Origin of the sequence: Blautia ammoniilytica, from assembly GCF_025566965.1 — a bacterium.
Lineage (GTDB): Bacteria > Bacillota > Clostridia > Lachnospirales > Lachnospiraceae > Blautia_A > Blautia_A ammoniilytica.
In genome coordinates this window covers 112,124-134,329 of record NZ_JAOQJL010000003.1, presented here as the reverse complement: position 1 = coordinate 134,329, position 22,206 = coordinate 112,124, and the positions used below count along the sequence as shown (strand labels likewise).

At 43.7% G+C, this 22,206-nt stretch carries 16 protein-coding genes and 1 other RNA gene; 13 read left to right on the top strand and 4 right to left on the bottom strand.

The window, feature by feature from the left end:
- Positions 1–116: 116 nt before the first annotated feature.
- Complete coding sequence (locus OCV61_RS02440) at positions 117–1,361, bottom strand: CapA family protein (RefSeq protein WP_158420482.1); 1,245 nt, start codon at positions 1,359–1,361, stop codon at positions 117–119.
- Between the two features lie 232 nt (positions 1,362–1,593).
- Here OCV61_RS02440 and OCV61_RS02435 point away from each other — a divergent pair, with 232 nt between their 5' ends.
- On the top strand, positions 1,594–2,439 hold the full coding sequence (locus OCV61_RS02435) for a deoxyribonuclease IV (protein WP_262582617.1): 846 nt from the start codon (positions 1,594–1,596) through the stop codon (positions 2,437–2,439).
- Between the two features lie 105 nt (positions 2,440–2,544).
- Entirely contained in the window at positions 2,545–2,883 is a 339-nt protein-coding gene (locus OCV61_RS02430) for a hypothetical protein (RefSeq protein WP_158420480.1), read from the top strand.
- Positions 2,884–3,093: 210 nt separating this feature from the next.
- On the opposite strand, the gene OCV61_RS02425 is transcribed toward OCV61_RS02430, so the two are convergent.
- From OCV61_RS02425 to OCV61_RS02415, 3 genes are all read right to left on the bottom strand, one after another.
- Entirely contained in the window at positions 3,094–4,083 is a 990-nt protein-coding gene (locus OCV61_RS02425; protein ID WP_158420479.1) for a 2-hydroxyacid dehydrogenase, read from the bottom strand.
- Positions 4,084–4,473: 390 nt separating this feature from the next.
- The gene (aroA, locus tag OCV61_RS02420) at positions 4,474–5,745 is read right to left on the bottom strand and encodes a 3-phosphoshikimate 1-carboxyvinyltransferase (RefSeq protein WP_158420478.1); all 1,272 of its coding nucleotides are present in this window, start codon (positions 5,743–5,745) and stop codon (positions 4,474–4,476) included.
- A gap of 15 nt (positions 5,746–5,760) precedes the next feature.
- Positions 5,761–6,852 carry a prephenate dehydrogenase gene (locus OCV61_RS02415; RefSeq protein ID WP_158420477.1) on the bottom strand — a complete coding sequence of 364 codons (1,092 nt, stop codon included), beginning with the start codon at positions 6,850–6,852 and terminating at the stop codon, positions 5,761–5,763.
- Positions 6,853–7,059: 207 nt separating this feature from the next.
- Here OCV61_RS02415 and OCV61_RS02410 point away from each other — a divergent pair, with 207 nt between their 5' ends.
- The 11 genes from OCV61_RS02410 (at position 7,060) to OCV61_RS02360 (ending at position 22,024) form a co-directional block, all read left to right on the top strand.
- Positions 7,060–9,147, top strand: a complete 2,088-nt coding sequence (locus OCV61_RS02410; RefSeq protein WP_158420476.1) for an elongation factor G — start codon at positions 7,060–7,062, stop codon at positions 9,145–9,147.
- A 461-nt stretch (positions 9,148–9,608) separates the two neighbouring features.
- Entirely contained in the window at positions 9,609–10,580 is a 972-nt protein-coding gene (locus OCV61_RS02405) for a cell wall hydrolase (protein WP_158420475.1), read from the top strand.
- Between the two features lie 173 nt (positions 10,581–10,753).
- Positions 10,754–12,244: a threonine synthase gene (thrC, locus tag OCV61_RS02400; RefSeq protein WP_158420474.1), complete on the top strand. Its 1,491-nt coding sequence runs from the start codon at positions 10,754–10,756 to the stop codon at positions 12,242–12,244.
- A gap of 1 nt (position 12,245) precedes the next feature.
- Positions 12,246–13,688 (top strand): deoxyguanosinetriphosphate triphosphohydrolase, encoded by a 1,443-nt coding sequence (locus OCV61_RS02395; protein WP_158420473.1) that lies wholly within the window; start codon positions 12,246–12,248, stop codon positions 13,686–13,688.
- 107 nt (positions 13,689–13,795) lie between these two features.
- A non-coding RNA gene (ssrS, locus tag OCV61_RS02390) (6S RNA) lies at positions 13,796–13,973 on the top strand.
- Positions 13,974–14,068: 95 nt separating this feature from the next.
- A complete protein-coding gene (locus OCV61_RS02385; RefSeq protein WP_158420472.1) occupies positions 14,069–15,127 on the top strand; it encodes an aldose epimerase family protein in 1,059 nt (352 codons plus the stop codon).
- Positions 15,128–15,197: 70 nt separating this feature from the next.
- Positions 15,198–16,478 (top strand): SpoIID/LytB domain-containing protein, encoded by a 1,281-nt coding sequence (locus OCV61_RS02380; RefSeq protein ID WP_262582616.1) that lies wholly within the window; start codon positions 15,198–15,200, stop codon positions 16,476–16,478.
- A gap of 64 nt (positions 16,479–16,542) precedes the next feature.
- The gene (locus OCV61_RS02375; protein WP_158420471.1) at positions 16,543–17,505 is read left to right on the top strand and encodes a YihY/virulence factor BrkB family protein; all 963 of its coding nucleotides are present in this window, start codon (positions 16,543–16,545) and stop codon (positions 17,503–17,505) included.
- 437 nt (positions 17,506–17,942) lie between these two features.
- Entirely contained in the window at positions 17,943–18,962 is a 1,020-nt protein-coding gene (pheS, locus tag OCV61_RS02370) for a phenylalanine--tRNA ligase subunit alpha (protein ID WP_158420537.1), read from the top strand.
- Between the two features lie 36 nt (positions 18,963–18,998).
- On the top strand, positions 18,999–21,416 hold the full coding sequence (gene pheT / locus OCV61_RS02365; protein WP_158420470.1) for a phenylalanine--tRNA ligase subunit beta: 2,418 nt from the start codon (positions 18,999–19,001) through the stop codon (positions 21,414–21,416).
- Complete coding sequence (locus tag OCV61_RS02360; RefSeq protein ID WP_173727365.1) at positions 21,416–22,024, top strand: histidine phosphatase family protein; 609 nt, start codon at positions 21,416–21,418, stop codon at positions 22,022–22,024. The genes pheT and OCV61_RS02360 overlap by 1 nt, the downstream gene beginning before the upstream one ends.
- Positions 22,025–22,206: the final 182 nt, after the last annotated feature.

The window sequence follows — 22,206 nt, the reverse complement described above, 5'->3', positions numbered from 1 at the left end:
TATTGAACAGTTATGAATTAATAGAAAAAGCCAAGGGTCAGTTCCCTTGGCTTTTGCAGATTCTATTATAATTCTGTAAGAAATTGTTGGTAATGAGATGATGCTATATTTAAACATCAGGATAGGGTATCGATCATGGAACTGCGTTCCTGGATTTTTTCCATGATTCGTGTTTTTTCATCCCCCTCTGCAGGCGTTGGCTGATAATTATTATAGCCTTGTGCAGAAGAAATAGAGCAGGGGATGATATTGGTAACATTGTCATTCTGAAGAGAGCCATTGCTGAAGGTAAAGGACTGCTGGAAGATCATGGAATCCATATCGCTTGGAGCACTGTTGCCTCCGAAGCAGAAATTTCCAAGACTGTACACAATATTCTTACCTTTGTATGTTTCAATGCCCTGAAGTACATGAGGATGATGCCCGCATACCAGGTCAGCACCCTGATCAATGGCCAATCTGCCTAATGTTATCTGATTGGAATCAGGAACAGTTTCCTTTTCATTGCCCCAGTGGAAGATCACAATGGTAAGCTGGGCACCTTCGGATTTTACTTTTGCTATATTGTCTTTTAACTGCTGTTCCCGTTCAAGATGGTCATTTAACTCGTAAATACCAACCAGTCCCACCTTGATCCCTTTCACATCCATAACTGCTGTTTCGTCATAGCCAAAATGAACAATCCCTGCATCATCCAGGGCAGATAATGTATCCGTAAAGCTTTGCTCTCCATAATCATGACTGTGGTTATTGGCTGTGTTGACTGCTTCCACAGAACCACTGGTAAGGATTCCGGCATAAGAAGCAGGGGCTTTAAATGCAAAGGTTTTGTCAGCTCTCTGAGTGGATTCGGTAAGAGTTCCTTCCATATTGGCGATGGTCAGGTCATCTGCCTGGAAAATGCTTTTTACATTCTGGAGGAAATATTCTTTCCCATAATTTTCGTAGTAGGCATTCAGACTGGTACTGTAATCAAAGGTTTCATCTGTACCAAGTGTACAGTCGCCTACAACACTGATGGTTAAAGTGACAGGAGCCTGCGTAGGAGTTGATTCTGCCTCAGAAGTAGTATCCTCAGTATTGCTGTCTGGGATCTCTTGCTTATTTGAAACTGGTGCATCCTGTGTACCTGTACTGGAAGCAGGCTTTGCTGAAGAAGAACAGGAGTGAAGGGAAATGCCTACAATGAGAACCAGCAGGACAGCCAGGATCCCTAGACAAATATGGATGCGACGCTGTCTTTGCCGATAATATCTGGATTTACGATATATATTTTTTCTGTGTCCCTGTATGGACGGTTGTGCTTTCTTCCCGCCAGGTTTGGCAGAACGCTTCGGGCGGGTATTTTTCTTTTCGGCCATAGTAAAAATCTCCTTGTAAATATATATTTGAGATGTTTGGTGTAAAAGTCAGAAATATAATTAGATACTTTCACAAATTTTAGTATACAAATATTTCCTGTTTTCGTCAATAAGCATATGTCCGCTGCACCAGAACTGCCTAAGCTGTATAGGGATTTTCAGAATACAAAAACGAGGAAAAAAGGAGTATAATATTTCCCATAAAACTATTTTACACCAGAGAGGAATAAGAATGTTATATATAGGTAATCATACATCATCTGCCAAAGGTTATGCATCTATGGCAAGACAGACCATAGCCAATGGAGGCAACACCTTTGCCTTTTTTACCAGGAATCCCAGAGGAGGCAAGGCAAAGGAGATCGATCCGGAGGATGTGGCAAAGTATCAGGTGCTTGCTGCAGAACATCACTTCGGGAAGATTGTAGCTCATGCACCATATACACTGAATGCTTGTGCTGCCAAAGAAAATCTTCGGGATTTTGCCAGAGATACCATGAGAGATGATCTGAGACGTATGGAGTTTACACCAGGTAATTACTACAATTTTCATCCTGGCAGCCATGTGGGACAAGGTACAGAAGAAGGGATCCGGAAGATTGCAGGAATCTTGAATGATGTACTGACAAATGAGCAGACCACAACCGTTCTTCTTGAGACTATGGCAGGTAAGGGGACAGAAGTGGGCAGGAGTTTCCAGGAACTGAGGCAGATCATTGATCTTACAGACCAGAAGGATAAGCTGGGGATCTGTCTGGATACCTGCCATGTGTGGGATGCAGGCTATGATATAGCAGACCATTTGGATCAGGTTCTGGAAGAGTTTCAGGAGCAGATCGGTCTGGAAAGGCTGAAGGCCATTCATCTGAATGACAGTATGAATGAACTAGGCAGCCATAAGGACAGGCATGCCAGGATCGGGGAAGGGAAGATCGGTCTTGAAGCACTGGTCCGAGTGATCTGCCACCCGGCTCTTCAAGGGCTGCCGGTTATCCTTGAGACACCGAATGATGATGAAGGATGGACAAGGGAGATTCATCTGCTTCGGGAAAAACATGAATCACTAATACTAATATAGGAAGATGTTGGGGGCAAAAGCCACCAACTATGATATCTGTAAATAATACAGAAAAATGAATTATCCTGTATTACAAATATAGAGAATCAGCACAGGAGGTATCATATGAAGCGATATAAATTATTATTATTTATTGGAATTATTTTTGCTTTTACATTTACGATAACAGGCTGTGGAAATAAAAGCGAAGAAGATGCATTTGAAGATGATATGGAGCCATTGGACAGCGATGAACTGGCAGATCTGGAAGTAATGGGAGATGATGATGTTCAGAGTGTTGATGACAGCCAGGTATCAGAAGAGGAACGTCAGGCAGCAGAAGAACTGGAGAAGAATGCAGCCGAAAGCGGCGTATTTGAGGACGAAGGTCTTACAGAGGATGAGATTGACAAAGAAGTACAGCAGGAGCTGGAAGAAGCAGGGCTGACTGACAGTCAGCAGTAAAGCATATTCCGAAAATACAGTCTCCGGCAGGATTTAAGATGTCAGGACAAAAGCATGTGATGGGCTTTTAGATGAGCCTCCGGCAGTAAGAACGCCGGAGGTATTTTTTGTGATGGAAATACATAACTATCCTCTGCCTTGCATATGAGAAAATCATTCTGCGCCAATATAGCAGATACTTCATTTTCACTGTACTAGGGTACTGAACTGTTATGATAATACTTCGTTTTTAAGCTCTTTCTGATTCATGAAATCAGCAGCATTCTGAAGGGTAGTCTCTGCGATATTGGATAGAGCTTCTTTTGTAAAGAATCCCTGATGGGAAGTCATGGTAACATTCGGGAAGGAAAGCAGTCTCTGGATCAGGGACGTCTGCATGATCTCCTCAGACATATCCTCGTATACATAGTCTGTTTCCTCTTCGTATACGTCAAGACCTACAGCAAAGAATTTATGCTCACGGATTCCTGTAATCAGATCCTCTGTTTTGATCAGACCGCCTCTGGATGTATTTACAAGGATTACTCCATCCTTCATTTTATCAATGGTCTTAGCATTTACCAGATGCTTTGTTTCATCTGTCAGCGGGCAGTGAAGGCTGATCAGATCACTGGTTGCCAGAAGCTCATCAAGGGATACATACTCCAGGAAATCCAGGTTTTTGTTTGGATAAAGATCATAAGCGATAACTTTCATGCCAAATCCCTTGCAGATCCGTGCCATAGCCTGACCGATCTTACCGGTACCGATGATACCAGCTGTTTTATGATAAAGGTTCACACCCATCAGACCATTTAAGGAAAAATTATTTTCACGTAATTTGATGTAAGCTTTGTGGGTATGACGGTTGGCTGTAAGTGCCAAAGCCATGGCATGCTCTGCAACAGCTTCCGGGGAATAACCGGGAACACGCAGCACATGGATTCCATGTTTATGTGTGGCTGTCAGATCTACATTATTGTATCCTGCACAACGCATCAGGATCAGCTTCACACCCTGTTCTGCCAGAGCATCAATAACAGGAGCACTAAGATCTGCATTTACAAAAGCACAGATTGCATCATAACCTTTGGAAAGAGAAGCAGTTTCTTCGTAGATATTGGCTTCAATAAATTTAATTTGAATCCCCGGGTAATCCGGAAGGATCTTCTCGAAAAATTCTTCATCGTAATTTTTAGTACCATAAAATAAAATTTTCATGTGCGAATACCTCCTGGTCAGTCATAAACAATTTTGTAACTATTTCATTGGCAGCAAGTGTGCCTGAAGAGTTACACAATTTTATTATTTCCTTACGAAGGGGATTATACACGCTTTTTTGTCTGAAAAAAACCAAAAAATAGCAAAAAAATGAAAATCTCACTTTGTTATAAAATTAACAAATTGATATGTGGAAAAATTGTCAAATATGAACAAGAAAAAAAGCGCCTGAATCTCAAAAAGAAATCATAAAGACTTATAGAGAAAATCCATCATTTTCTCAAAAATCTATCAGTTTCACATGAGATCAGACACTTGGTAATGAAAGCTTCAGATTGTGCTACATGGGAAATATTTCATGCATGATCCCTTTACAATCCTGAACTTGTATTACAATAGGCTGTACAAATCTGTATAAAATTCCGGATAAGAGATATTGACACATTCTCCGTCAGTAATAGTAAGCGATCCTTCACAGATACCGCCTGCCACTGCAAAGGACATGGCAATACGGTGATCCTTATGGGAATCAATTGTGGCTCCATGTAAAGGCTTGCCTCCATGGATGATCATTCCATCCGGTAATGCCTCTACATCTGCACCCATCCGGGTAAGATTATCCGTCATAACCTGGATGCGGTCAGATTCCTTGACTTTAAGCTCTGCAGCGTCCCGGATCACAGTAGTGCCCTCAGCAAAGGCTGCCATTACAGCAATCATGGGGATCTCATCAATCAAGGTAGGGATGATCTCACCCTTTATCTCTGTGCCATGAAGAGAACTGCTTTTTATAAGAAGGTCTGCAGTAGGCTCCCCGTCGTTTCGTACATTCAGTAACGTAATATCACCGCCCATAGCCTGACATACATGAAGCAGACCGTCCCTGGTAGGATTGATACCCACATTGCACAGCAGAATCTCACTTCCTGGCACTAGAAGTCCTGCAGCAATAAAGTATGCAGCAGAAGAGATATCGCCGGGGACTGTAATGTAACGGGCCTTAAGATCAGGCTGTGGAAGTATGAAAGCGGTGGTGCCTTTTGAAGTAACCTGTGCACCAAAGTAATTCAGCATAAGCTCAGTGTGATTCCGGGAAAGAACTGGTTCAGTAACGCTGGTTGGTGCATCGGCATACATGCCTGCAAGAAGTACACAGGACTTTACCTGGGCGGACGCCACAGGTGACTGATAATGTATTCCGTGGAGATGTCCTCCCTGAATGGTGAGAGGAGCGCAGCCATTCTGATTCTGGCTTGTGATCTGAGCGCCCATCAGGGAAAGGGGAGTAATGATCCGTCCCATAGGACGCTGGCAGATAGAGGCATCCCCGGTAAGCCGGCTGGTGAAATCCTGACCGGCTAAGATGCCGGAGATCAGCCGGGTAGTAGTACCGCTGTTGCCAACATCAAGAATATCTAAGGGAGCCTGAAGCCCGTGAAGTCCTTTTCCTTCTACCAGCACTTCATCTTTGTTTTTCTGGATATGAATCCCCATTGCCTGAAAACAGGAAATTGTGGAAAGACAGTCAGCGCCCTCCAGAAAATGGGTGATCCTTGTGGTGCCCTGTGCCAGGGCTCCAAACATAACAGCCCTGTGGGAAATCGATTTGTCTCCGGGAATGGTAAGCTTCCCGTGAAGCTTGTTCAGTTTTGGGATTTCCATGATGCCTCCTGTAGTCTATCGGTCATAAACAATATAGTTACGTTTTTTAAGGAGAGCCTTGCCTCGCTCCATAGCTTCTTCTTCATAGAATTCGATCTTAAGTACACCTTCTTCAAACTCACGGTTGTGGATGATGCCGATATTTTTGATACTGATATTATCCATTGCCAGAATAGTAGTGATGGTAGCAATGCCGCCGGCTTCGTCTGCCAGGTCAAGATAAAGGACATAAGCCTTCCTGGTCAGGCCGTTGTCTACCACGTCAATGGAATCACGATAATCTCTGGAACTTGCAAACATCTGATAAATGTAATCCGGATCCTTGTTGTCAATGGCACACCGGATCTGTATCAGCATACGGATATAATCGTCCAGTACATTGGAAATATTCTGGGTGTTTTCCAGGCAGATCTGCTGCCACATCACAGGAGAGGAAGAGGCGATCCTTGTAATATCACGGAATCCTCCGGCTGCAATGGTCTTCATATATCCTGCATCATTATCCAGGGTCTTTACAAGATTCACAAGGGCAGAAGCAATAATATGAGGAAGATGGCTAACTCCGGCAGTGATAAAATCATGTTCATCAGCAGTGAGAACCATGGGAATAGCGCCAATGGAAGCAATCATCTCTGTCAGATCGGTAAGACGTTCAAGAGGGATCTCTCCGCCTGGGGTCAGGATATAATAGGCATTTTCCACAAGACGGTCGGTGGAATGCTCAAAGCCTGATTTTTCAGAGCCTGCCATAGGATGACCGCCTACAAAACAGTCTGTCATACCAAGAGCTTCAACCTTTTCATGGATGATGCCTTTTACGCTGCCTACATCTGTGATGATACAGCCTGGCTGACGGATCTCTTTCAGAAATTCAAGATACTTTAGGTTATATTCTACTGGGGCACAAAGAAAAACATAATCACAGCTGCCAAAACGGTTATCCTTTTCTTCACAAACCCCATCTATAATATTGCCGCTTACAGCGGCTGCAAGAGTGCTACGGTTCTGGTCAAATGCCAGAATATGATAGTCCGGGTGATATTTGCGAATCGCCTTGGCAATGGAGCCGCCGATCAGTCCCAGACCTATAAAACCAATGGTTTTCATTAAAAAAACATCCTTCCCGCATAGTTTATAGTAAAACAACAGGTTTATTTTATGATATATAGGAAAAAAAGTCAATTCCCTGTAAAAATGACAGTATTTTATCTGAAAACGACAAAAAAATATTGTTAAAACTATATAAAATACTTGAAAGTTGAAAGAAAGTTTAGTAAAATATGAACATATTAGACAAACAGGGAGGTATTACATATGGACGTTTTTAGAACTGACCGAATTAGAAATGTAGTCCTATTAGGTCATGGTGGGGCTGGTAAGACAACTTTGGCAGAGGCTATGGCCTACTTGGCAGGTTTGACGAACCGACTTGGCAGAGTTGAAGATGGCAACACTGTCAGTGATTATGATAAAGAAGAAATCAAACGGCACTTTTCTATTTCTACATCTGTGATCCCGGTTCCATGGCAGAAGATGAAGATCAATATTCTGGATACACCGGGCTACTTTGATTTTGTTGGTGAAGTAGAAGAGGCAGTTAGTGCAGCTGATGCAGCGATCATCGTTGTTTCCGGTAAGGCAGGCGTTCAGGTTGGTACACAGAAGGCCTGGAATCTGTGTGAGAAGTATAAGCTTCCCCGCATGATCTTTGTCACAGATATGGACGTAGATGATGTAAGTTACAGGAAAGCAGTTGAGGATCTTACCGAATTATATGGCAAGAAGATCGCACCTCTTCATTTCCCGATCCGTGAGGATGGTAAGTTTGTAGGCTATGTAAATGTTGTGAAACAGGCCGGCAGAAAATATATTGACAAAGGCATGAAAGAAGAATGCCCGGTTCCGGATTACCTGGAAGAGTACCTTGAAAAATACCATGATATCCTGATGGAGTCTGTAGCTGAAACAAGCGAAGAATTTATGGATCGTTATTTTGAAGGCGATGAGTTCTCTGTTACAGAGGTTTCTGCAGCACTTGCTACCAATATCCAGGAAGCAAGTATTGTGCCGGTGTGCATGGGTTCCCCTGTGAATCTGCGGGGTGTTTCCAACCTGCTGGATGATATCTGCGGATATTTCCCAAGCCCTGATAAAAGATCCTGCAATGGTATTGCACAGAAGACCAATGAGATCTTTGAGGCTAATTATGACTTTGCTAAGGCTAAATCTGCCTATGTATGGAAGTCTATTGTAGATCCGTTCCTTGGCAAATATTCCCTGATCAAGGTATGCTCTGGTGTAATTAAGGCAGATGACACACTTCTTAACGTAGAGAAGGGTGTTGAGGAACGTCTGAATAAGCTGTATGTGCTTCAGGGCTCCAAGCCCATCGAGGTTCCTGAACTTCATGCAGGAGATATTGGCGCCATCGCCAAGCTTGTAAGCGTACAGACAGGCGACAGTCTTGCTACAAAGGCCAATCCGATCCTTTATCCAAAAGCTGTTCTTTCTGTTCCTTATACCTATAAGAGATTTAAGGCAGTGAACAAAGGGGATGAGGATAAGATCTCCCAGGCTCTTTCCAAGATCATGAGTGAAGATTGCACCGTTCGAGTTGTTAATGATGGCGCTAACCGCCAGAGCCTTATTTATGGTATGGGTGATCAGCATCTTGACATTATTGTCAGCATGCTGAAAGAGAGATATAAAGTAGATGTGGAACTTTGCAAGCCTAAGGTTCCGTTCAGAGAGACGATCCGTAAGAATTCCGATGTGGAAGGAAAGCATAAGAAACAGTCTGGCGGACATGGCCAGTATGGTCACGTTAAGATGCGCTTTGAACCATCTGGCGATCTGGAAACACCGTATGTATTTGAGCAGGTGGTAGTAGGTGGTGCTGTACCGAAGAATTACTTCCCGGCTGTTGAGAAAGGTCTGCAGGAGTGCGTTCAGAAGGGACCTCTTGCTGCTTATCCGGTAGTTGGTGTAAAGGCTACTCTTTATGATGGATCTTATCATCCGGTAGACTCCTCTGAGATGGCATTTAAGATGGCAACTATCCTTGCATTTAAGAAAGGCTTTATGGATGCATCACCGATTCTTCTGGAGCCGATCGTTTCCATGAAGGTTACAGTTCCGGACAAATACACAGGCGATGTAATGGGCGACCTGAACAAACGCCGTGGCCGTGTACTGGGAATGAATCCTGACCATAATGGAAATACCATTATTGAAGCAGACGTGCCTATGTTGGAGATTTATGGATATTCTACAGATCTGCGTTCCATGACTGGCGGAAGCGGAGAATTCTCGTTTGAATTTGCCCGCTATGAGCAGGCACCTTCTGATATACAGCAGAAGGAGATTGAAGCGCGCGCCAGCAAGCTGGATGCAGCAGATTGATCCTGCACTCTGACAGAGATATTGTTATATTTTGTATCCTGCCTGATTTATCTGTCAAAGGCTGTCAGTAACTGTCAATCGAATCTGATTGACGGATCGTATCAGACCATATATAATCTGATACATAGCCGGAGACAAAAGGGTATGTTACGGCAGGGGAGAAGTATCAGATCGATTGGGCAAGTGGATATTCCAGTCCGCTTCGCTGTTTGATTCGGTTAAATAAGGGGACACTTTCATATGTTTCTGGTTTCTGTTTTTGACAGTATCAGAGCATTATGAGAGTGTCCTCTTTTGCTTTTTTTTAACTTTTGATTTCCGTATTTTTAATGGAAAAAAATACAAAAATAGCTTGACATATCTAAGCATATTAAATATAATTTTCTCATACGTTACAAAGTTGTTACAAATTAAATAACGAAAGAAAAGAAACCATAACAAAGAAGCAAGGAATGAAAAGCATGAAAGTTAAAAAAGAATTACAAGGCGTAACAAAAAAAGAAAAGAGACAGGAAAGCAGGAATGACACATTCCGTAATTTCGCACTTGTTTCCGGATGCGCTCTGTTATCTGTCAGCATTGCGGTTGGTTCCAAATTTGTTGATAATGGCGACCGCAGCCAGGTTTATGCCGCTTCTGAAGCTGAAGAGAATATGGTTTCTGCTTCGTCGGAGAGAGGAACTTTTGACGGCAGTGAGCTTCCTACAGGGATCGCAGGTGTTGTGTCAGGAGTTTCTGAGACACCCGCTGCAGGAACCAGGATCAAAAGGATCGGTACTTCCTGTGAGAATGTGCTGGTAGGGCAGAGGGTTAAGGTGGTAGAGGATGGCGCAGCCAGATTGAATGTTAGCTCCTCTATGGAGAACACCGTGGAGAATCTTGACCAGACAGCTGCGCATATGGCTGAGAATCCAACCATTATGTCTGATGGGGATTATGATGTTTTTTTAAGAATCGTGGAGGCAGAGGCAGGCACAGAGGATCTTAAGGGCCGCATCCTTGTTGCCAACGTGATTCTGAACCGGGTCAAGAACGATGAATTCCCTGATACGGTAACGGATGTGGTGTGGGATTACAGATATGGAGTACCTCAGTTTTCACCTACTTATGACGGCCGGATCTATCAGGTCACAGTTACAGATAAGACCAGGGAGGCCGTGAAGCAAGCTTTGGAGGGTGTGGATTATTCCCAGGGAGCATTATTCTTTGTTGAGAAAGAAGCGGCAGAGAAAAAGAATGTAGCCTGGTTTGAAAAAGATTTACAGAAACTTTTTAAATACGGGGTTCACGAATTTTATAAATATCCGGATGAAGTCAGCGGTAAGGAGGATGCTTCATCTAAGGATGCTTCACCTAAGGACGATTCTTCATCCGATAAGAATAATGATCAGGAAACTGTGGTACAGATGGTAAAAAATGATATTAAAAAATGATATTAAAAACTGAACAACAGTAATTATAGAGGGGACAGCGAAAAAGCGCTGTCTCCTCTTTTAACATTTTGATGTGGTAATTTAAAAAAGCATGTGCTATAATGGCAGAAACTACAGGGCATTGTTGGATTTAATGTCGAAAAACACTTATCATAGAAAGGCAGGAACACATAATGGAGGTAATGTATCAGAGTACAAGAGGCAAAGGTGATCTGGTGACTGCGTCACAGGCCATATTAAAAGGACTTTCTGATGACGGAGGTTTATTTGTACCTACACAGATCCCAAGGCTGGATATTCCCATGGAGAAGCTTTCCAGAATGACCTACCAGGAGACAGCCTATGAGGTGATGAGCCGTTTCCTTACAGATTTTACAGAAGATGAACTGAAGTATTGTATTCGCAGTGCATATGATGAGAAATTTGATACAGATAAGATCGCACCGATCCATCAGGCGGACGGGGCATATTTCCTAGAATTGTACCATGGTGCTACCATTGCATTTAAAGACATGGCATTATCCATCCTTCCATATCTGATGACTACAGCAGCGAAGAAGAATGGAGTTACCAACGAGATCGTAATCCTTACGGCTACATCCGGAGATACAGGTAAGGCTGCAATGGCAGGTTTTGCTGATGTGCCGGGCACCAGGATCATTGTATTTTATCCGAAGCATGGTGTCAGCCCGGTCCAGGAAAAGCAGATGGTAACACAGAAGGGCAAGAATACATATGTTGTAGGGATTACTGGCAACTTTGATGATGCCCAGACAGCAGTAAAGAAGATGTTTAATGACAAAGACCTGGAGAATTTACTTGGCAGTGCCGGATTCCAGTTTTCTTCTGCCAATTCTATCAATATCGGACGTCTTGTGCCGCAGATCGTATATTATGTATATGCGTACAGCACCCTGATCCGCCAGGGCAGCATCAAAGAGGGAGAGAAGATCAATATTGTTGTGCCTACTGGCAATTTTGGTAATATCCTGGCTGCTTTCTATGCGAAACAGATGGGACTTCCAGTGAATAAGCTGATCTGTGCTTCTAATGAGAATAAAGTACTTTATGATTTCTTTGCCACAGGTACTTATGACAGGAAGAGGGATTTCATCCTGACTACTTCCCCGTCTATGGACATCCTGATTTCCAGCAACCTGGAAAGGCTGATCTTCCGTCTTACAGGAGAGGATCCGGCTGCTTGTGCAAAACTGATGGAAGAACTGTCAAAGGGAGGAGAGTACACCATCACTCCCCAGATGAAAGCTGGACTTTCTGATTTCTATGGTAATTACTGTACAGAAAAGGAAACAAGCGAAGCCATTCACCAGGTATTTGAAAAGGATCATTATGTGATTGATACGCATACAGCTGTGGCTGCCGGCGTATATAAGAAATATAAGGCTGATACAAAGGATGACACACCTACTGTGATCGCATCTACAGCCAGCCCGTATAAGTTTACCAGAAGTGTTATGGAAGCCATAAGCAGTGACAGTGAAACTATGGATGATTTTGCACTTGCAGATGCCCTTGCAAAGCTGTCCGGTACCAGCGTGCCGAAAGCGGTAGAGGAGATCCGTACAGCACCTGTTCTTCACGATTGTGTAGTTGATGCCCAGGATATGCCGGCTACAGTGAAGAAGATCCTGGGTATTTGCTAAGATGAAATGGGAGCGGCTTCTTTCCACAAAAAGAGTCAGCACCTCCATGTGTGACCTGGCACAGCCTGCTCATTCAAGGGATCTGAGAAGTGAATTTGAAAAGGACTATCACAGGATCATTGGAAGTTCTTCTTTTCGAAGGCTTCAAGATAAAACCCAGGTGTTTGCCCTGGACAAAAGTGATTTCATCCGCACAAGGCTGACCCATTCTTTAGAGGTGTCTTCCTTTGCCAGATCTCTGGGACAGAATATTGGAGAATGTATTATGAACCAGGGCTTGGATGCTGGCTTCACAAGAGAGATGCAAAGGGATATCTGTGATATCCTTCAGTGTGCCGGCCTGATCCATGATATTGGAAATCCTCCCTTTGGACATTTTGGGGAGGAAGCGATCCGGGATTGGTTTGCCAGGAAGCTGGAAAGTCTGTTCTATAAAGGTAAGCCTTTGACGCAGGTGCTTACCAGTCAGATGCTTCAGGATTTCCTTTATTTTGAGGGAAATGCACAGGCTCTCAGGCAGGTGACCAAGCTTCATTTCCTTTCTGATGAGAATGGCATGGACCTTACCTATGCCCTTCTTGATACTATGATCAAGTATCCGGTTTCATCATGTGATATGGATCCGGAGGGGGATAGGATCTCCAGGAAGAAAATGGGTTATTTTTACGGGGAGCAGTCTTTATATCAGCAGATCGCCGGTGACATGGGTACTCTTGGGGTGCGGCATCCACTTACCTTTATTCTGGAAGCTGCCGATGATATAGCCTATCGTACCGCTGATATTGAGGATGCATTTAAAAAAGGCTTTATTACTTATCCTATCCTTGCAGAGGAACTGGAAAAGGGCCAGAAAAAGGCTGCCAGGGAAGGAAAGTATGCAGACAGGGAACATATGGATCCTTTAAAGGTGCTGGCTGACCAGTATCAGGCAGGAAAGACAAAGGGAGTAGTAAGTCCTGAACTTTATGCTGTTCAGAATTTCCTTTCCTGGCTGCAAAGCGAGCTTCTTTTCTGTGCTGCCACAGGCTTTGTTTCCCATTATGAGCAGATCATGGCTGGTACTTATGAAAAGGATCTGTTTTATGGCACCTGTGGTGACTGGGTGATCCGGCTTCTTGGTGATATAGCTTACAGAAGAGCCTTTCTTTCAAAGCAGATCCTGTCTATGGAGGTTTCTGCCTGGACGATCCTGAATTTTCTTATGGATTTGTTTGTGCCTGCAGTGATCCATTATGATACAGATCAGCCTCAATCCATGATGGATCAGAAGATGGTTGCCCTGATTTCGGAGAATTACAGGCAGATCTATCTTATGCACAGACGCCATACTGCCAACGAAGAAGATCAGCTTTATCTGCGGCTGCTTCTGGTAACAGATTTTATTTCAGGGATGACAGACACCTATGCAAAGGATCTGTACCAGAAATTAAATGGGATCAGTTAAACGATCTGTCAGTAAATTGTGCAATAAGTCATAAAAAACATAAAAATACTTGTATTTTCTGTTGAAAAAGGGCATATACTAGAGTATAATGAATTTTAGAAAAAAACAGTATCCTGGAATGTGCGAGCACCCTTTTATTTTTGAACCTACATTGACATTAAGGGACTCCAAGATCGCAGTTTGGATGTCAGACCTCTCGCTGTGGTAGGCAGAAGGACTGTTGAGGACACCCACCTGGCCGCAGGCTAGGCGTCAAAAAGAAGGGAACGGCATTCTGGGACCAACAGAAAATTACAGGGCCGTTGCATGATGGGCATACACAGTAAGTGGAGCCTGTGCAGCGGCTTCTTTTTTTATTATGATTCACGGGAGGAAAGAAGATGGGTGTAACAGAACGAAAATTCGGAGAACTTTCAACAGGCCAGGATGTGCTGATCTATCATCTTGAGAATTCATCCGGGGCTTATGTGGAGGTCACAGAGCTGGGAGCAGTTCTGGTAAAAGTATGCGTGCCTGACAGGGAGGGTGTGCTTACAGATGTTGTTCTTGGTTTTGATAATGTGAAGCAGTATGAGGAGAATCCGTTTTTTTTCGGTGTTGTGGTAGGACGTAACTGCAACCGTATCGGTGGTGCGAAGTTCAATCTTTTTGGTAAGGAGATCAGACTTGCTGCCAATGAGAACGGAAATAACCTGCACAGCGGTCCTGATGGGTTTGAAACGAAAATGTGGAAGGCTACAGAGATCTCCCAGGAGAAGCAGTCGGTTACTTTTACAAGGGTCAGCCCGGACAATGAGAATGGTTTTCCAGGAGAATTTAAGGTATCTGTAAAATACGAGTTTACAGATGCGAATGAACTGCGTATCCATTATGCAGGGATCTGTGACAGAGATACAGTAGCTAATATGACCAATCATTCCTATTTCAATCTTGGCGGAGAAGGCAGTGGAGATGTGCTGGATCAGTTTCTTACCATCCACAGCAAATTCTATACGCCTGTAGATCGGGAGTCGATTCCTACAGGTGAATACGCTCCTGTAGAGGGTACTCCTATGGATTTTAATCATCCTAAGAGGATCGGACAGGACATTGAAGCGGACTTTGAGCAGCTTCACTTCACCGGTGGATATGACCACAATTATGTGACAGACAATTATGCCAAAGGGAACTGCCGCCTGATTGCCAGCGCTTATTGCCAGGAAAGCGGTATTGTGATGGATGTGGCTTCTGACTGTCCATGTGTTCAGTTCTATGCAGGCAACTTTATCCAGCCGCCGATCAAGGGCAAAAGTGGTCATACATATACCAAGAGGAATGGTTTCTGTCTGGAAACGCAGGTAGAACCAAATGCTGTAAATGTAGAGAATTTCCATTCTCCCATCTTGGAGGAAGGGCAGTTATATTCCTCTGTAACTACTTTTGCTTTCCGTGTGAAATGATTTAAGTGTGCATGACACATTCTATTTTCTAAGGCTCTTTCATATACTAGGTATATGAGGAGCCTTTTTTATGCATAAAATATCAGGAAAAACATACAAAAAGATCATGTTTGCAGTTTCTTTTCTTGCCTGTCTGATGCTTGCAGGCGAAGCACTTTTGATCCATATGAAAGATCAAAGCCTGAAAGACAAGGCACAGGAAGCTATGAAGACAAACACAAAGGAAAAAATGATCCCTGTCACACAGCAGTCTGTAATCAGGAAAACAAAAAAGATGGAGCCAAAGATCCGGGTATTGCTTATGGATTCTGGATATGATACCTACCAGCATACTAAAGTATCTGTACTGATCCAGGGGAAAGCGGTATCCTATACAGCAAAAGACCTGAAAAAACCAGGGGGAATCATAACGCTGGATGGAGGAGATGAAGGGATCACTGTCACATCCATACAGAGAAATTATGGGAATCCTACCTACAAGGGGGCGTTGAAGATCAAGAAGACCGAAAATCAGGAAGCATTGTATCTGATCAATGAGCTGCCGCTGGAAACTTATCTGGAGGGGGTGGTGCCAAGTGAAATGCCTTCTTCCTATCATCAGGAGGCTCTGAAGGCTCAGGCAGTCTGTGCCAGAACTTATGCTTGGAAACAAATAGAAGATGGCTGCCTGGAGAAATATGGAGCGGATGTAGATGACAGTGTGAATTTTCAGGTTTATCAGAATCAGGCACAGGCAGAAATCACGGACGAGGCAGTGGCATGTACAAAAGGGCAGGTCATGACACACAATGGAGAACTGATCCAGGCATATTATTTTTCAACCTCTGCAGGGACAACCAGTACAGATCAGATCTGGGGAGCCGACAGTGCTGCTCCGTTTCTGAAAAGCGTTGCTTGCAGGTTTGATCAGGATCAGCCCTGGGGCAGCTGGAAAGTGGATATTCCCTGGGAAAAGCTTGAAGACAGTACAGCCATGTACAACAAGGGAAAGCTGCAGGGTCTGCTTGTCACAAAGAAAAGTGAAAGCGGTGCAGTTACAGAATTAACTGTAAATACAGATCTTGGAAGCTTTCTTGTAGAAGGGGAATATGATGTGCGAAGTTTCCTCACGACGGCCGGCTGCCAGATTACCGAGCAGGATGGCAGCACAACAGTTGGCGGTGATTTACTGCCAAGTGCCTATTTTACCATGGAACAGAAGGCTGGCAGTGTAGTATGCATCCAGGGAAAGGGATATGGACATGGAGTTGGAATGAGCCAGTGCGGGGCAGATCAGATGGCAGCAGAAGGCTATACCTGGAGGGAGATCCTGGAATATTTTTTTAATGACATTCAGATTACCAGCCGATAGGCTGTTCTCTTGTCAGAATAATTAATTCATGATATGATACAAGAAAATTTTCAGGAGCAGAGGTATGGATGAGAAAAAGGAAAAACAGAATATTCCCAAGCTGCTTTTAGGGTTTGTGGAGCGGATCAATGGGGATCATGTGGGAGCCTATGCTGCACAGGCGGCTTACTTTATGATTATGTCCTTTATTCCCTTTCTGCTTTTTTTAACAACTTTGATACAATATACACCATTGACTTACAATGTGGTCAGTGATGCAATCCGTGGATTTATGCCGGACAGTCTTCAGAATTTCGTGCTTTTGATCGTAGCAGAGGTATATAATCGAAGCATTGCAGTTGTGCCGATTTCCGCACTTCTGGCTTTATGGTCCGCAGGAAAAGCCATGCAGTCCCTTACCAATGGATTGAATACCATCTATCATGTGAAGGAGACACGTAACTGGCTGCTGAACAGGATTTATGCAGTTCTTTATACTTTGCTTTTCGGAGTGGCGCTGATCGTTTCTTTGCTGCTTCTTGTACTTGGCAATAAGATTCAGGCAGCATCTTCAAAATATATACCAGTACTTGGAAAGCTGATCGGCAGTATTATCGGGGCAAGGACTCTTCTGGTTTTTGGCGTGCTTTTTCTTGTGTTTCTGTTTCTTTATAAAGTCCTTCCAAACAGGCGGGCAACCATGAAAAGCCAGGCGCCGGGAGCACTTATGATCGCTGTAGGATGGTCTGTTTTTTCATTTTTCTTTTCTTTGTATTTTGAAATTTTTCCTAATATAAGCAATATGTATGGAAGCCTGACAGCATTGATCATGCTGATGCTTTGGCTGTATAGCTGTATGTATCTTGTACTGTGTGGCGCAGAGATCAATGCTTACTTTGAAAAGCAGTTCAGGATGGCACAGGCATCCATGCGGGAGATGCTTAACAGAGAAAAAGCAGAAAATGATGATGGAAAAGAGAAAGCTTCTTCTGATGCAGGACAAGAAGAGATGGTTGTTGATATAGAGAAAGAGAAAGATCCCTCTTGACAGATGAGAAGTGGTGTGGCATAGTAAGAAATGATGAAAAGTTGCTGTGGACAGTAACATGAAAAGGCGTAGAAAGTGTTTCAGGAAATGATTTTCTTACAGAGAGAGGGAGCCACCGGCTGTAAGCCCCCTTAAGTTCAGATTGTTTCTCAGTTTCCCACTGGAGCCGCATTTCTGAAGTATACTGGTCGTCATGATAAGACCCAGTCTGAGGATGGTACTGGAGGTTAGTTGATCAGGCAGTAGGAAGTGACGTAAGCTGTGCGTTAAACAGATCAGAGAGCCTGTTTATAACAGGAATCAGGGTGGTACCGCGGAAGTATGCTCCGTCCCTTTGGGGATGGGGCTTTTTTATGTAATAAATTCCGTAATGTTCTTATTACATAGAAGTTTCTCATATGTGCTTAAAAACCAAAAAAGGAGATAAGTTTATGGATATGAAAGAAAGACTCCAGGAACTGGCTGAGAATGCCAGGAAAAGAATCGAAGATTCAGAAGGCCTGGACAAATTAAATGAAGTTAGAGTGGCATATCTTGGTAAAAAAGGTGAATTGACAGCAATTTTAAAGGGCATGAAGGATGTAAGCCCGGAGGAACGTCCAAAGGTAGGACAGCTTGTAAATGAAACAAGAAGCAAGATCGAGGCTCTTCTGGAAGAGTCTAAGCAGAAACTGGAAGAAGCTGTTCGTGAAGAGAAAATGAAAGCAGAAGTGATCGATGTGACACTTCCTGCAAAAAGAGCTAAGCTGGGACATCGTCACCCTAATTCCATTGCCCTGGAAGAGGTAGAGCGTATCTTTATTGGAATGGGCTATGAGGTAGTAGAAGGCCCGGAAGTGGAATATGCTGATTATAACTTTACAAAGCTGAATATCCCGGAAGACCATCCGGCAAGAGACGAACAGGATACATTTTTTATTACAGACTCCATTCTGCTCAGATCCCAGACCTCTCCGGTACAGGCACGTACCATGGAGAAAGGTAAACTGCCCATCCGTATGATTGCACCTGGAAGGGTATTCCGTTCTGATGAAGTAGATGCTACACATTCACCCTCCTTCCATCAGATCGAAGGTCTTGTTGTGGATAAGAATATTACTTTTGCAGACCTTAAGGGAACACTGGAGGAATTTGCCAAGGAGCTTTTTGGGCCGGAAACTAAGACAAAATTCCGTCCTCATCATTTCCCGTTTACAGAGCCAAGTGCAGAGGTAGATGTTTCCTGCTTTAAGTGCGGAGGAAAGGGCTGCCGTTTCTGCAAAGGATCTGGCTGGATAGAGATCCTTGGCTGCGGTACAGTTCATCCAAATGTGCTGCGTATGTGTGGCATTGATCCGGACGAATATACAGGCTTTGCATTTGGGGTAGGTCTGGAACGTATTGCATTGCTGAAATATGAGATCGATGATATGCGTCTGCTGTATGAGAATGATATCCGATTCTTAAAACAGTTCTAAAAAGGGAAACCATAGTAAACGGAGGTTAATATACAGATGAATACTTCATTATCCTGGATAAAAATGTATGTGCCGGATCTGGATGTGACAGCACAGGAATATACAGATGCAATGACTCTTTCAGGAACAAAGGTAGAAGGCTTTGAAGAGCTGGATGCTGACTTGGATAAGATCGTGATCGGACAGATCACAAAGATTGACAGACACCCGGATGCAGATAAACTGATCATCTGCCAGGTGAATATTGGTAATGAAACCATACAGATCGTTACCGGTGCCCCTAATGTAAAAGAAGGGGACAAGGTTCCGGTTGTATTGGACGGAGGAAGAGTGGCCGGAGGTCATGATGGAAAGATGACGCCTGGTGGTATTAAGATCAAAAAAGGCAAGCTTCGCGGGGTAGAGTCCTATGGTATGATGTGCTCTATCGAGGAACTGGGCAGCAGCCGTGAGATGTATCCGGAAGCACCGGAATATGGTATCTATATTTTCCCTGAAGATGCAAAAGTAGGGGAAAGTGCCATCAAAGCTCTTGGCCTTGATGATGTGGTTTTTGAATATGAGATCACATCTAACCGTGTAGACTGTTATGGAGTACTGGGGATTGCAAGAGAAGCAGCAGCTACCTTTGATAAGAAATTCTGCCCTCCGGAAGTGAAGGCTACAGGGAATGATGAAAAAGCTTCTGATTATGTAAAAGTAACGGTACAGGATCCGGATCTTTGTACCAGATACTGTGCAAGAGTGGTAAAAAATGTTAAGATCGGACCTTCACCAAAGTGGATGCAGAGATGTCTTGCTTCCAATGGAATCCGTCCTATCAATAATCTGGTAGATATTACAAATTATGTAATGGAAGAATATGGACAGCCAATGCATGCTTACGATCTTGAGCACATTGAAGGCAGGGAGATCGTTGTACGCAGAGCTGCAAAAGACGAAAAGTTTGTTACTTTGGATGGACAAGAGCGTACCATGGATGATTCTGTTCTGATGATCTGTGGCGGCAAAAAGCCTGTTGGCATTGCAGGTATCATGGGCGGCGAAAATTCCATGATCACAGACAATGTTCACACTGTTCTTTTTGAGGCAGCATGCTTTAACGGAACAAATATCCGTCTGTCCTCTAAGAAGATCGGACTTCGCACAGATGCTTCCGGTAAATTCGAGAAAGGCCTGGATCCAAACAATGCTCAGGCAGCTATCGACCGTGCATGTCAGCTGATGGAAGAACTGGGAGCAGGAGAGGTTGTAGGCGGCATGGTAGATGTATGTAATGAAGTACGTCTTCCTTCCAGAGTTAAATTTGAGCCTGACCGTATTAATGCACTTCTGGGCACCAGCCTTACGAAAGAGGAAATGCTTGGCTATCTGGCAAAAGTGGAACTGACCTATGATGAAGCTTCCGGTGAGATTGTAGCACCTACTTTCCGTCAGGATATCCACTGCATGGCAGATGTGGCTGAGGAGGTTGCAAGATTTTTTGGATATGACAAGATCCCTACTACACTCCCTACCGGAGAAGCTACTACAGGAAGACTTCCATTCAAGCTTCGCATTGAGAACCTTGCAAGGGATATTGCAGAGTACTGTGGATTCTCAGAGGGAATGACATATTCCTTTGAAAGTCCTAAGGTATTTGATAAATTGCGCCTGCCAGAAGATCATATGCTTCGCAGCGCCATTACCATCAGTAATCCGCTGGGCGAGGATTACAGCATTATGCGTACCAGCACCTTAAACGGTATGCTGTCTTCACTGGCTACCAACTATAACCGGCGAAATAAAGATGTAAGACTGTATGAGCTGGGAAATGTTTATCTTCCCAAATCACTTCCTCTTACGGAGCTTCCAGATGAGCGTACACTGTTTACGCTTGGAATGTATGGCAAAGGTGACTTCTTCGATATGAAGGGTGTATGCGAGGAATTTTTTGAAAAAGCAGGCATGAAGAAAAGAGTAGAGTACGATCCTGCAGACAAAAAGCCTTACCTTCATCCAGGACGTCAGGCAGATATGCTTTATGAAGGCAAGAAAGTAGGATATCTGGGTGAGGTGCATCCACTGACAGCAGATGCCTATGGCATTGGAGAGAGAGCATATATTGCAGTGATCGATATCTTAAGTGTTCTGGAATTTGCAGGATTTAACCACAAATATACAGGCATTGCCAAATATCCGGCAGTATCCCGTGATTTAAGTCTTGTAGTGCCTCATCAGGTTCTGGCAGGCCAGATCGAGAATGTACTGATCCAGAGAGGTGGAAAGATCCTGGAAAGCTATCAGCTGTTTGATATTTACGAGGGCAGCCAGATTCAAGCAGGGTATAAGTCCATGGCATACTCTCTTGTATTTAGGGCCAATGACAAGACTCTTGAGGAAAGTGAGATCTCTGCAGCAATGAAGAAGATCCTGAACGGACTTGAGGATCTTGGAATCCAGCTGAGAAGCTGATGCTGATGTATATTATCCGCCATGGGGAAACAACATGGAATCATCTTCATAAGATCCAGGGAAGCGCAGATATTTCCCTGGATGAAGCCGGGATTTCCCTGGCCAGGCGGACCGGGGAAGCACTGAAGGATGTGAAATTTGATCTTTGTTTTTCAAGTCCCCTCCTTCGTGCAAGACAGACGGCTGAGGCTGTGCTTGGAGAACGAAAGATTCCAATGATCCTGGATAAAAGGATTCAGGAGATTGACTTTGGTGTTTTGGAGGGCGTTGTGTGGCTGGATAAAGACGGCCACGCAATCAGCAAGGAGATGGAAGTGTTTTTTAACGATCCTGTTCATTTCCAGAAGCCAAAAGGAGGAGAAAGCCTGGAGGATGTACTTGCAAGAACCAGGGATTTCTGGCTGGAAAAAACAAGTGATCCGCAGCTTTCCGATAAAACCATCCTTGTTTCTTCTCATGGATGTGCAGTAAGGGCTCTTTTACAGAATCTATACAAGGATCCGGAGCATTTCTGGCATGGCTGTGTGCCGCCGAACTGCAGTATCAATCTGGTGGAAGTAAAGGACAAAAAAGCACGTTTTTTGGAAGAAGACAAGGTTTATGCCTGATGGCAGAAATGATTCATGAAGCATAAAGAATTAAGACCTGAGAATTAAAATCTGAGAATTAAGAAAAGGGGATTTTTGCCTGAAAAGGCAGAAATTCCTTTTTCGCTGTTATACCTTGTCCTGTTTTGGAATTTGTGATATTATGATAAAAAATGTGGTTTTTAGCATCTTTACCATAAAAA